This is a genomic window from Nocardia amamiensis NBRC 102102 (genome assembly GCF_001612745.1).
Classification (GTDB): domain Bacteria; phylum Actinomycetota; class Actinomycetes; order Mycobacteriales; family Mycobacteriaceae; genus Nocardia; species Nocardia amamiensis.
On the sequence record NZ_BDBA01000267.1, the window covers coordinates 1 to 12,444 of the forward strand.

13 protein-coding genes and 1 pseudogene are annotated in these 12,444 nt (G+C 69.0%); 12 read left to right on the top strand and 2 right to left on the bottom strand.

The window, feature by feature from the left end; translation table 11 throughout:
- Window positions 1-1,986, bottom strand: a pseudogene (locus NA4_RS34495) (hypothetical protein); the annotation flags it as partial.
- A gap of 414 nt (window positions 1,987-2,400) precedes the next feature.
- Between NA4_RS34495 and infA the strand changes: the two are divergent.
- The 8 genes from infA to truA all read left to right on the top strand — a co-directional run bounded on the left by infA (window position 2,401) and on the right by truA (window position 7,561).
- Complete coding sequence (infA, locus tag NA4_RS34500; RefSeq protein WP_003418601.1) at window positions 2,401-2,622, top strand: translation initiation factor IF-1; 222 nt, start codon at window positions 2,401-2,403, stop codon at window positions 2,620-2,622.
- 284 nt (window positions 2,623-2,906) lie between these two features.
- A complete protein-coding gene (gene rpmJ / locus NA4_RS34505; protein WP_011207363.1) occupies window positions 2,907-3,020 on the top strand; it encodes a 50S ribosomal protein L36 in 114 nt (37 codons plus the stop codon).
- A gap of 248 nt (window positions 3,021-3,268) precedes the next feature.
- On the top strand, window positions 3,269-3,640 hold the full coding sequence (gene rpsM / locus NA4_RS34510) for a 30S ribosomal protein S13 (protein ID WP_039795645.1): 372 nt from the start codon (window positions 3,269-3,271) through the stop codon (window positions 3,638-3,640).
- A gap of 9 nt (window positions 3,641-3,649) precedes the next feature.
- A complete protein-coding gene (rpsK, locus tag NA4_RS34515) occupies window positions 3,650-4,063 on the top strand; it encodes a 30S ribosomal protein S11 (RefSeq protein ID WP_040704448.1) in 414 nt (137 codons plus the stop codon).
- A gap of 20 nt (window positions 4,064-4,083) precedes the next feature.
- The gene (gene rpsD, locus NA4_RS34520; RefSeq protein WP_067479665.1) at window positions 4,084-4,689 is read left to right on the top strand and encodes a 30S ribosomal protein S4; all 606 of its coding nucleotides are present in this window, start codon (window positions 4,084-4,086) and stop codon (window positions 4,687-4,689) included.
- Between the two features lie 121 nt (window positions 4,690-4,810).
- Window positions 4,811-5,869, top strand: coding sequence for a DNA-directed RNA polymerase subunit alpha (locus NA4_RS34525; RefSeq protein ID WP_039796155.1), 1,059 nt, complete (start codon window positions 4,811-4,813; stop codon window positions 5,867-5,869).
- Between the two features lie 50 nt (window positions 5,870-5,919).
- Window positions 5,920-6,441: a 50S ribosomal protein L17 gene (rplQ, locus tag NA4_RS34530; RefSeq protein WP_067479666.1), complete on the top strand. Its 522-nt coding sequence runs from the start codon at window positions 5,920-5,922 to the stop codon at window positions 6,439-6,441.
- Between the two features lie 298 nt (window positions 6,442-6,739).
- Window positions 6,740-7,561, top strand: coding sequence for a tRNA pseudouridine(38-40) synthase TruA (truA, locus tag NA4_RS34535; RefSeq protein ID WP_218022504.1), 822 nt, complete (start codon window positions 6,740-6,742; stop codon window positions 7,559-7,561).
- 54 nt (window positions 7,562-7,615) lie between these two features.
- Here the strand turns inward: truA and NA4_RS34540 are convergent, their stop codons facing one another.
- A complete protein-coding gene (locus NA4_RS34540; protein WP_157129485.1) occupies window positions 7,616-8,095 on the bottom strand; it encodes an Hsp20/alpha crystallin family protein in 480 nt (159 codons plus the stop codon).
- 173 nt (window positions 8,096-8,268) lie between these two features.
- On the opposite strand from NA4_RS34540, the gene NA4_RS34545 reads away from it, so the two are divergent.
- From NA4_RS34545 to NA4_RS34560, 4 genes are all read left to right on the top strand, one after another.
- Complete coding sequence (locus tag NA4_RS34545; RefSeq protein WP_067479671.1) at window positions 8,269-9,102, top strand: LLM class F420-dependent oxidoreductase; 834 nt, start codon at window positions 8,269-8,271, stop codon at window positions 9,100-9,102.
- Window positions 9,103-9,276: 174 nt separating this feature from the next.
- Complete coding sequence (locus NA4_RS34550) at window positions 9,277-10,677, top strand: MFS transporter (RefSeq protein WP_067479676.1); 1,401 nt, start codon at window positions 9,277-9,279, stop codon at window positions 10,675-10,677.
- Between the two features lie 46 nt (window positions 10,678-10,723).
- Window positions 10,724-11,383, top strand: a complete 660-nt coding sequence (locus NA4_RS34555; protein WP_067479682.1) for a response regulator transcription factor — start codon at window positions 10,724-10,726, stop codon at window positions 11,381-11,383.
- 29 nt (window positions 11,384-11,412) lie between these two features.
- The coding region (locus NA4_RS34560; RefSeq protein WP_067479678.1) for an ATP-binding protein at window positions 11,413-12,444 on the top strand (1,032 nt) is incomplete at its 3' end.

The following is a 12,444-nucleotide window of genomic DNA, read 5'->3' on the forward strand; positions in this document are numbered from 1 at the left end:
GGGCAGCGGCGGGAGGCGGCGCGGAGTGTCCGTCGTCGAGGTGGTCGCCTGCCCGGGGGTCGGTGCGGCGAGCCAGGGTGGCGGACCATCGGAACCCGCCGTGGTGAGATCCCCGGTAGACGCGGATGAAGACGGCGCGGCCTGAGGTGTCGGCGTCGCGGGACGCTCACCGACCGGTGGCGTCGGAGACTGATCACCCGTCTGGTGTGTCCGGTCAGCGGAGGCAGGGCGATCACCCGACGCCACGGATCCGCTCGAATCGGTGTCCGACGCGGCGGGCTGGTTCCCGGTCGCGACCGGCCGGACTTCGGCAGGGGCTGCGAGGGGGTCCGCAGGCGGCGTCTGCTCGTGGACTTGCGGCATGGCGTCGTTCGCCTGCGGTCCGACCCGACGACCGGCTTCTTCCGCACCCGCCGATGACTCCGCGTGCTGGCCCAGCCGCGGCGCGCCATGGCTTCCAGTGGTCGCCGGAGTCGCGGTGCGCTCGCCCTGCGACTGCGCGGCTGGATTTCCTCCGGTGGACGGCACCGCCCGTTCGGTGCCGGTCGTGGAACCCTCGCCGGTCGGCATCGCCGCTGGGCTTCCGGACTGCCAGGCCGCGTGGTCCGCGCCGGTGGCCGGGCTTCCGCCGGTCGGCCCGGACGTCGGATCGCTGGAGTGCCATGCCTGGTCGCCGGTCGGAATTGCGGACCCGGCATGGGGCTGGACCGCTGCGTTCTCGCCGGTGGGCGCCTGGCCGTATCCGGTCTGCAAGGCGGAATCCCCATCGGGCGGTGGCCCGACCGGAGTTTCGCCGGTGTACGGCACTGGAGGGATGGTCCAAGTCGGCGTCGCATGCTGCTCCCCGGGCGGGGGTGCCGGGTGACCCTGAGCCTGTCGGTCCGTGGGACCCGCGTTGGTCGGAGCTCCGCCGGTGGGGGAAGCCTCCCGATCGGTTCCGGTGGCCGCCCCGGGCCGTTCGGCGGTCGGCGCAGGATGACTTCCGGACTGCCAGGCCGCGTGGTCCGCGCCGGTCTGTGGTGTGCCGGAATGTCCCCCTTGGGGCGGCGCGGCCGACCGGTCGGCGGTGGGCACTGCCGGGTGGGCGCTGGTCGGCCACGTCTGGTTCGGACCGGTCGGCGGCATTGCCTGATGCAGGTTGCCCGGCCCGGTGGTCGGGTCCGCACCGGTCTGGCCCCCGCGCGTGGGCGGTGCGACAGGACTGCCATCGATCGGTGGCGCGGACATCTGGTTGGCGGGCGGCGTGGTCGGCCAGTGACTCGGCCGCACCGCGGAAAGGGCGGCGTCGAGCCGGGGATTACCGGTGGACGGCCATTGGCTCGGCTGCGGGTCGAGCGGAGGCCGATCCGGTCCGGCGGTCCGTCCGCGTGCGCCCTCGCCGGTCGACGGTCCGGGGTACTCGCGGTTCTGCACCGGGCCGGGCTGTTCGTTGTCCGGCTGCCGCGGCGGGTCGGGCAGCGGTGGTGGCGGCGGCAGATCCGGCCTGCTTGCCTGCTGTGGCATCGGCCGGTCGTTCGACACCGGCGCTTCGGCGCCCCGGCTGCCCAGTGGCTGGAACCCGGGGGATGGCTGCGAAGGGTTGCGGGTGGGTAGCGCCTGCGGGGAAGCGTCGGTGCGCTGGGACGGGGCCCGCCACTCGCTGTCCGCGCGCGGCGGCGCCTGCTCGTAGGTGGGCTGCTGCCACGAGTCCTGCGGTAGCGGACCTGGCGCAGGCCCGTCGGGTCCGGGCGCGGGCTGCGGCGGGCTCTGCTGTACTCCCTCGTCGGAGGGCTCGTGCTTGTCGCGGCGCCAGCCTTTGCGGCGCTTGTCGGGGCGGTCCGCTTCGGACGCCCGGTTCTTGAACCGGCCGCGTCTGCGGCTCGGCGCTTCCTCGATGAGCTCGTCGTGCGGGAGGTTCTGTACCGGTGCTTCGTAGCCGGCCTGTGACACGTCGCTCTCGGACAGCCACGGCGGCAGCATGGGCAGGTCGTTGTTGTTACGGCTCACGCCTTCGCCTCGCTAGCGTTCGGCTCGGCCGGGATCGTGGACGCTGTGTTCCTCGCTCGCTCGCTATCGAGGCCGCCATGACAAAGGGGCGCCGTGTCAATAGCTTGCTCGCGGCGCTCGCTCATGCGTCCCCCTCGATCTGCTCGACCCAAATACCTGGACAGCGGCCAGTTTACGCGACAACAAGCCGCCGTCGCGGCGCAGCACCCGGCCCTCGCCACGGGTGGGAAGATGGCTGCGAAACCCCTGGCGACGGGGGTATACAGGGAGGCATTTTTGCCCGATCCGGAACTGATCGGTAAGCTGGAGCGGCGGTGCACCCATGCGCCGCCTGTTTGTGTGCGAGCAGTCGGTCCATGCAAGCAGACGTCAGGCAGACAAACCAGGTTGAGCGTAACCGGGATCGCGGAGGACATGGCGAAAAAAGACGGGGCCATCGAGGTCGAGGGTCGAGTTGTCGAACCGCTGCCCAATGCGATGTTCCGGATCGAGCTCGAGAACGGGCACAAGGTTCTCGCGCACATCAGCGGGAAGATGCGGCAGCACTACATTCGCATCCTCCCCGAGGACCGTGTGGTCGTCGAGCTCTCGCCCTACGACCTGTCGCGTGGCCGGATCGTATACCGCTACAAGTGAATCGAGTCGGCGAGCCCTGCGCGTGAATCGAGTCGGCGAGCCCTGCTCACGCAGAGCGTTCGCCGTTGTCGATTCACTGGGTGTCTTGTGGGGGTGCAACCCCCACACCCCGCCCGGCGGGCTGCGCCCCCGGACCCCCGGACGGATGGGGCCGGACCCCGGACGGGGCAGGCCTGCCCCGAAGGGTGCTGCTCTCGGGCCGGGCGGCAGAATAGACTTCCCCAGTCGCCGACTGGGGAAAAACTGTGTTCACACCCGTGTGAACCACAACAGATTGGACGGACGTGAAGGTTCAGCCGAGCGTCAAGAAGATCTGCGAGAAGTGCAAGGTGATCCGCCGCCACGGCCGGGTCATGGTGATCTGCGACAACCTGCGCCACAAGCAGCGCCAGGGCTGAGCGGAGGCGAGGGCGACCTCGCGCCACCCGCCGGAGGCTTGCCGACGGCGCCGCTCGACGCGACACCAGCCAAGCACCGAACCGCAGTTCGGATTGGCGAGAAGAACTCCCAGCACCAGCCGCACGCTGCGGAAATTCAGGGTTAGCCCTGGGGCGTGTGCGCCTACCACCGGTTCGGAGGCCGGTGCCCCACAAGACGAGGGGACGGACAGGGAGCAGACCTCCGCAACAATTAAGGAAACTGCCAGATGGCACGTCTCATGGGCGTCGACCTCCCGCGCGAGAAGCGCATGGAGATCGCGCTGACCTACATTTTCGGCATTGGCCGTACCCGCTCCAAGGAGATCCTCGAGGCCACCGGCGTCAGCCCGGACCTGCGTTCGAAGGACCTCAGCGACGACGATCTGACGAAGCTGCGTGACTACATCGAGGCTTCCGAGTTCAAGGTCGAGGGTGACCTGCGCCGCGAGGTGCAGGCCGATATTCGCCGCAAGATCGAGATCGGCTGCTACCAGGGCCTGCGCCACCGTCGTGGACTGCCCGTGCGTGGCCAGCGCACCAAGACCAACGCGCGCACCCGCAAGGGCCCGAAGCGCACCGTCGCCGGCAAGAAGAAGTAGGGATAACCGATGCCTCCGAAGAGTCGGGCCGCGGGCCCGAAGAAGACCCAGAAGTCGCGTCGCCGGGAAAAGAAGAACGTCCCGCACGGCCACGCGCACATCAAGAGCACGTTCAACAACACGATCGTGTCGATCACCGACCCGAACGGCAACGTCATCTCCTGGGCGTCGTCGGGTCACGTCGGCTTCAAGGGTTCGCGCAAGTCGACCCCGTTCGCCGCGCAGCTCGCCGCCGAGAACGCTGCCCGCAAGGCGCAGGAGAACGGTGTGAAGAAGGTCGACGTGTTCGTGAAGGGCCCGGGTTCGGGCCGTGAGACCGCGATCCGCTCGCTGCAGGCCGCAGGCCTCGAGGTGGGCACGATCTCCGATGTCACCCCGCAGCCGCACAACGGCTGCCGTCCGCCCAAGCGGCGTCGCGTCTAGCGGGAAAGGAACAGCGAACAATGGCTCGTTACACAGGCCCTATCACCCGCAAGTCGCGTCGTCTGCGTGTCGACCTCGTCGGAGGCGACCAGGCGTTCGAGCGTCGCCCCTACCCGCCGGGCCAGCACGGCCGCGCGCGGATCAAGGAGAGCGAGTACCTGCTCCAGCTGCAGGAGAAGCAGAAGGCCCGCTTCTCCTACGGCGTCCTGGAGAAGCAGTTCCGCCGGTACTACGAGGAGGCCAACCGCCTCAAGGGCAAGACCGGTGACAACCTGCTTCGCCTGCTCGAGACCCGCCTGGACAACGTCGTGTACCGCGCCGGTCTGGCCCGTACCCGCAGGCAGGCTCGCCAGCTGGTCAGCCACGGCCACTTCCTGGTGAACAACAAGAAGGTCGACGTTCCCAGCTTCCAGGTGACCCAGTACGACATCATCGATGTCAAGGAGAAGTCGCTGGGCACGCTGCCGTTCCAGGTGGCGCGCGAGACCCTCGGCGATCGCCCGGTTCCGGGCTGGCTGCAGGTGATCCCGGGCCGGCTGCGGATCCTGGTCCATCAGTTGCCCGAGCGCGCCCAGATCGATGTGCCGCTGCAGGAACAGCTGATCGTCGAGTACTACTCCAAGTAGCCCTCGGCGAGCCGCGCAGCACCGTGCTGCTGGTGTGTGGTCGCCCGGAAGCCGGGCGATCACACACAACCCCTGAGACGAGGCGTCAAATAGCGGGCGCCCAAAAAGGAGGATGATCCACATGCTGATTTCACAGCGTCCGACGCTGACCGAAGAGGTCGTCGCCGAGAATCGCTCGAAGTTCACCATCGAACCGCTCGAGCCGGGCTTCGGTTACACCCTCGGCAACTCGCTGCGGCGTACCCTGCTGTCCTCGATTCCGGGGGCCGCGGTCACGAGCATCCGCATCGACGGCGTCCTGCACGAGTTCACCACCGTTCCCGGGGTGAAGGAGGATGTCACCGACATCATCCTGAACCTCAAGGGCCTGGTCGTCTCCTCGGAGGAGGACGAGCCGGTCACGATGTACGTGCGCAAGCAGGGCCCCGGCACCGTCACCGCCGGTGACATCGTCCCGCCCAGCGGCGTCGTGGTGCACAACCCGGACATGCACATCGCGACCCTGAACGACAAGGGCAAGCTGGAGATCGAGCTCGTCGTCGAGCGCGGTCGCGGCTACGTCCCCGCCGTGCAGAACAAGGCGTCCGGCGCGGAAATCGGCCGGATCCCGGTGGATTCGATCTACTCGCCGGTGCTCAAGGTGACCTACAAGGTCGAGGCCACCCGTGTCGAGCAGCGCACCGACTTCGACCGGCTCATCCTGGACGTGGAGACCAAGAACTCCATCAGCGCGCGGGACGCGCTCGCCTCGGCGGGCAAGACCCTGGTCGAGCTCTTCGGCCTGGCCCGCGAGCTGAACGTCGAAGCCGAAGGCATCGAGATCGGCCCCTCGCCGGCCGAGGCGGACCACATCGCCTCGTTCGGTCTGCCGATCGAGGACCTGGACCTCACCGTCCGGTCCTACAACTGCCTCAAGCGCGAGGGTGTGCACACGGTGGGCGAGCTGGTTGCCCGCACCGAGTCGGATCTGCTGGACATTCGCAACTTCGGCCAGAAGTCCATCGACGAGGTCAAGGTCAAGCTGCACGCGCTCGGCCTCTCGCTCAAGGACAGCCCGGCGTCGTTCGATCCGTCCAGCGTGGTCGGCTACGACGCGAGTACCGGCACGTGGAGCGACAGCGGCACGTTCAGTGACACCGATGGCGGCGAGCAGGACTACGCCGAAACCGAACAGCTCTAGGCCGTCGGGGTAGGCGCCCCGGACCGGCCTCTCACAAGGAGAACCACACAATGCCCAAGCCCAAGAAGGGTGCCCGCTTCGGCGGGTCGGCGACGCACCAGAAGGCGATCTTCGCCAATCTGGCCACGGCGCTCTTCGAGCACGGCCGGATCACCACCACCGAGGCCAAGGCCAAGGCCGTGCGCCCCTACGCGGAGAAGCTGATCACCAAGGCGAAGGCCGGCACGCTGGCCGACCGTCGCGAGGTGCTGAAGGTGATCCGCAACAAGGACGTCGTGCACGAGCTCTTCGAGCAGATCGGCCCGTCGTTCGAGGGGCGCGAGGGTGGCTACACCCGCATCACCAAGACGCTGCCGCGTAAGGGTGACAACGCGCCGATGGCGATCATCGAGCTGGTCCGGGAGAAGACCGTGACCAATGAGGCCGATCGCGCTCGCCGCGTCGCCGCGTCGAAGAAGGCCGAGGAGGCTCCGGCCGCCGAGGTCGTCGAGGAGAAGGCCGACGAGGCCGTCGCCGAGACCGCCGAGGCGCCCGCCGCCGAGGAGGCCGCTGAGGACAAGAAGGACGCCTGAGAGGGCATCTGACCTTCGCGAACGAGCCCGCCACCCATTTGCAGGGTCGGCGGGCTTGTTCGCGTTGACCAGGAGGTCGTTGTGATCCAGGCAGGCGAGGTGCGGTCGTGAGGGAGCGTCAGCGAGTGAACCGAGGGCACAGCGCGCACACGCGCACGACGGAGCCGAGGGACGAGGCGCGGTCATGAGGGTGGAGGACTCGGTGGATGCCATGATGTCGCCGGAATCGGCTCCGCTATCGGCGCGGCATGAAGCGGAGCCGGATGTGGCCGGGTCGGCGCCGGACGCCGTGCGCCCGATGGTTCGCGTGCGGCTGGACATCTCCTACGACGGCACCGACTTCATCGGATGGGCGCGGCAGCCGGGTCTGCGCACCGTGCAGGGGGTCTTGGAGGACTCGCTGAGCAAGGTGTTCCGTGAGCCGATCCAGCTGACCGTCGCGGGGCGCACGGACGCGGGCGTGCACGCCGAGGGACAGGTCGCGCATTTCGACACCTCCGGCGAACTGGACGCGGACAAGCTGGTGCACCGGATGGCGCGATTCCTGCCGAAGGACGTGCGGATCAAGCAGGCGTGCCTCGCCCCGCCCGAGTTCGACGCCCGGTTCTCCGCCGTCCGCCGCCACTACGTCTACCGATTGACCACCGCACCGTACGGCGCGGAGCCGTTGCACGCGCGCAGCGTGGTCGCATGCCGGTCCGGCGTCGACATCGAGGCCATGCGCGCGGCCTCGCGACAACTCTTGGGGCTGCATGATTTCGCCGCGTTCTGCCGGCGCAGGGAGGGCGCGACGACGGTTCGCGAGCTGCAGCGCTTCGATTGGGTGCGTGAGGGTGATCTGCTGCTCGCCTACGTCAGCGCCGACGCGTTCTGCTGGTCGATGGTCCGCAGCCTGGTCGGCGCGGTGCTCGCGGTCGGCGAGGGGCGTCGCGGCCCGGAATGGGTGGGCGAGCTGCTGCGCGAGACGGAGCGGTCGAGCGCGGTCACCGTCGCTCCCGCCCACGGCCTGAGCCTGATCGGTGTCGACTACCCCGTGGACGGCGAACTCGCCGCCCGCAACGCGCAGACGCGCGAGATGCGGTCGGTCCCGGTCCCGGATGCGGGTTGCTGCGGTGATTGACAACGGGCTACCCGCACCCGCACCCGTACGCGGGTGCGGGTAGCGAGGCGGTCACTACTTCGAGGCTTGCCCAGGTCGCGGCGTCTGCTGCGACTGCGTCGATGCTTCGATCGTCCTCGGTTCCTGGGACGCCCCGGAGATCGCGATGCGGCGCGGCTTGGCGCGCTCCATGATGGGGATCGTCACCGAGAGCACACCGTTGTTGTAGGTCGCGCTGATCTTCTCGGCATCCACGTTCTCGCCGAGGGACAGCTGACGCATGAACGTGCCCGCGAACCGCTCGGAGGCGATCCATTGGACGCCTTCCTCACTGGGAACGGTGCGCTGCGCGCGGAGGGTGAGCGTGCCGCTGTCGACGCTGACATCGATCGAGCCGGGGTCGACGCCGGGCAGGTCCGCGTTCAGCACGTAGTGATCTCCCGCTTTGAAAAGATCCATCGGCATGAATCGCGGTGCGCGAGCGGTTCCGGCGGTTTCGCCGAGCAGTTGTCGGGCGACGGTGTCGATGTCATGGAATGGATCGAATCTGAGCACAGCGATCACCTCCATCTCGTAGTGGTGACGCCTGCCACGGCGGCGGGCGCCGATAGCTGTGCAACTCTTACAGTAGCTCGCTCGGGCCGGGCTCGCTTCGATCTGACGGGACCGAATGGCGCTTCTTTCGCCGGCCCGGAATAGCCGTCCACGGCCCAGTGTTGGCTCGGGACATGGCATTCGAGAGTCTTGGACGGTTCGGAGTGTGGCGGTGGTACACCGGGCTCAGCCCGGAGGACGCCCGCGAATTGGAGCAGCTCGGCTACGGCGCGCTGTGGTTGGGGGCCTCGCCCCCGGCGGATCTGGCGATGGTCGAACCGCTGCTGGAGGCGACCGAAACGATCACCGTGGCGACCAGCATCGTGAACATCTGGGCGGCACCGGCGAAGGAAGTGGCCGAGTCGTTCCATCGGATCGAGGGGCAGTTCCCTGGCCGGTTCCTGCTCGGCATCGGAGCGGGCCATCCCGAACACACCGGTGAGTACCGCAAGCCCTACGACGCGCTGGTCGAGTACCTCGACGAACTCGACGCTGCGGGCGTGCCCGCCGAGCGTCGCGCGGTGGCGGCACTCGGGCCGCGCGTGCTGAAGCTGGCCGCCGAGCGGTCCGCGGGCGCGCTGCCCTATTTCGTGCCGTCGGCGCACACCGCGAGGGCGCGCGAGATCGTCGGCCCGGACGCGTTGCTGGCGACCGAGCACAAGGTGGTGCTGACCGACGACGCCCGTGCGGCGCACACCGTGGCAGATGCGATCGTGGAGTTCTACCTCGGCCTGACCAACTACGTGTCGAACCTGCGCCGATTCGATTTCACCGACGCCGATCTGACGACCCCGCCCACCGACCGGCTGTTCGACGCCGTCATCGCGCACGGCACGCCGGAACACATCGCCGCTCGGCTCTCGGAACATCTGGACGCGGGCGCCGACCATGTCGGGGTGCAGATTCTCGGCGACAACTACCTCGCGGCGCTGCGTACCCTCGCGCCACTGCTCACCGCGCGATCCTGAACATTTCGGGTCTCCCTCGGCCCTCGGCATCCGCCGAGGGCCGAACCTCTTTTCGCGCCATGAGGCAATCGTCCTAAGGGACTGTTAGGAACGGTCGAGAGCCATTCCACGTGCTTGTGACTGCCGACACACTGATCTGCGACGACGCGATGGGGCGTCGAAGAAGGAGATCTTGTGACTACGACACAGCCCGTGGGCGAGCGCCGGGTGGTCGCGAACGTTTTGCGCGGTTCCATCGGCAACCTCGTCGAGTGGTACGACTGGTACGTCTACGCCGCGTTCAGCGTGTACTTCGCGAAGACGTTCTTCCCCAAAGACGATCCGACGGCTCAGCTGCTGTCCACCGCCGCCGTCTTCGCGGTCGGCTTCCTGATGCGCCCGATCGGCGGTTGGGCGCTGGGCCGATACGCGGACCGCTTCGGTCGCCGATCGGCGCTCACCCTCTCGGTGACCGTGATGGCGGCGGGATCCCTGATGATCGCGGTGACACCCGGCTATCAGACCATCGGACTCGCCGCACCGGCGCTGCTGCTGGTCGCCCGGTTGCTGCAGGGTCTCTCGGTCGGCGGCGAGTACGCCACCAGCGCGACATACCTGTCCGAGGTGGCGTCGGCGGGCAGGCGCGGGTTCTACTCCAGCTTCCAGTACGTGACGCTGGTGGCCGGCCAGCTCGTCGCGCTGGGTGTGCAGATCGTGCTGCAGCAGTTCCTCGACACGGCCCAGATGAACGACTGGGGCTGGCGGATTCCCTTCGTGATCGGCGCTGCCGGTGCGCTGATCGTGATGTGGCTGCGGCGCGGTATGGACGAGTCCGAGCAGTTCCGCGCCGAATCCGGGGAGGTGCCTGCGAAGGCGGCGGAGGCTTCCCCGGCGCGCAACTCGCGCGGTTCGCTGCGCATCCTGCTGCGCTACCCGCGGGAATGTCTGCTCGTGATCGGGTTGACGCTGGGCGGAACGGTCGCGTTCTACACCTACACGACCTACATGCAGAAGTTCATGATCAATACCTCCGGCATCTCCAAGTCGACCGTCGCGTGGATCAACTTCATCGCGCTGCTGGTCTTCGTGGTGCTGCAGCCGCTGGCAGGCGCGCTGTCGGACCGCGTGGGGCGGCGCAAGTTGCTGATCTTCTTCGGCGTGTCGGGCACCGTGCTGACCGTGCCGATCATGACCGTCCTCGCGGGGACCACCAATCCGGTCGCCGCGTGGGGCCTGATGATGGCGGCCCTGTTCGTCATCACGGGATACACCTCGATCAACGCGATCGTGAAGGCCGAGCTGTTCCCGACCAAGATCCGCGCGCTCGGCGTCGGGCTGCCCTACGCGCTGACCGTCGCGATCTTCGGCGGCACCGCGGAGACGATCGCGCTGGCGCTGAAGAAGGCGGGCCACGAGTCGCTGTACTTCTGGTACGTCGCGGGGTGCATCGCCATTTCGCTGGTCACCTACTACTTCATGCGGGAGACCTCGACCTCGTCGACGATCGACGCGGGCGAGCCCACCGGGGACGCCGATACCGGGTCCGGCGCCGCGGTGGCCGAGCCGGGACGACCGTTGGTCACCGTGCGTGACTGACCGCCCGGCACACGCGCCGATCCGCCCGTTGTGGGAGGATCGGCGCGTGCGGCTTGCGGTGGTCGAGGACGACGACGGCGTGGGAGACGCGCTGGTCGAGGCGCTGATCGCCCGGGGTTACCGCGCCGAACGCAAGCGCCGCGGCGCGGATCTGCTGATCGCGCATCGCGACTACGACGCGGTCGTCCTCGACCTCGGCCTGCCCGACGGCGACGGCCTGCAGGTGCTGCGCAGACTGCGCGAGGTGAGTTCGGTGCCGGTGCTGATCCTGACCGCGCGCAGCGATGAACGCTCGATCGTCCGCGGCCTGCGCGGCGGCGCCGACGACTACCTGGTGAAGCCGCCACGGATCGCGGAGCTGGTCGCGCGGCTGGAGACGGTGACGCGGCGCGCGGCAGCCGCGGCGCGGCAGGAGCGGTCGGTGGTGGTCACCGGTGACGTGCGGGTCGACCTCGGCGCCCGGGTGGTCGAGGTGGCAGGCCACCCGGTGCCGTTGACCCAGAAGGAATTCGAATTGGTCGAGGCGCTGGTGGAACGGCCGGGCGCCGCGGTGAGTCGTCAGCAGTTGATGGATCGCATCTGGGGTGACGCTTTCGTCGCGGTGTCGCGGTCGCTCGACGTGCACATGACCGGCTTGCGGGCCAAGCTGAATCGGCCCGGGCTGATCACCACGATCCGCGGTTACGGATACCGGTGGGGCCAGTGAGCGCGCCGCCCGCGGCCCGGAGGTAGGTCATGCGGCGTCGCCTGCTCGTCGCGCTGACGGTGTTCGCGGCCATCGCGGTACTGGCGTTCGCGCTGCCGCTGTCGCTGACCATCGCGACCAGCCGCACCCAGCAACTGGTGCTGGCCCGCTCCGGCGACGCCGACCGCTTCGCCACTCTCGCCGACGACGCTGTCACGGCCGGGGACACCCGCGCGCTGGCCGACGAAGTGCTGCGCTATCACGAGCTGTACGGCGAGAACGTGCTCGTCGTCGACGCCAGGGGCGCAACGACGGTCAACGCCGGGGCCGACGTGACCGATCCCGGCATCGTCGCGGCGGTGGCGGCCGCGCGCCGCAACCAGCGTCCGCACGCAGTGGACAAGCTGACGCCGTGGGGCGCGCCGGCCATGCTCGTCGCACGGCCGGTCGGCACCGGCGTGCAGGTGAACGGCGCGGTGGTGATCGAGGCGTCCACCGCGCGCGCTCGCGGCGACATCGCGCGGTCCTGGGCGGTGATCGTGCTGGGCGGCGTGGGCGCGATGGCGCTGTTCATGCTGCTCGCGGTGACGCTGAGCCGCTGGGTGCTGCGGCCGCTGTCGGCGCTGTCGCGCGCGGTCGCGGAGTTGACCGCGACGCTGCCGAAACCCCGCGCGGACAGCGTCGCGCCGGTGTCGATCGCGGGCCGCTACGGCGGGCCACCGGAGATGCGGGCGGTCGCCGAATCCTTCGACGCGATGGCCCGCGCCGTCGCCGATTCGGCCGACGCGCAGCGCCAGCTCGTCGCCGACACCGCGCACGCGATGCGCAATCCGCTGGCCGCGTTGACCATACGCCTCGATTCCTTGGCCCCCGCGATCCCCGCGAGCGCGGCTGCCACCTTCCGCGGGGCGGGCGCCGAAGTCGATCGCCTGACCGCGCTGCTCGACGGCCTGCTCAGCCTCGCCGTCGCGGAAGCACCCGCGGCGTTCGACGTCACGCCCGCCGCCGAGACCGACAACCAGTGCGACGCCGTGCAGGTGGTCGCCGACCGCTTCGACGCCTGGTGCCCGGCGTTCGAGGCG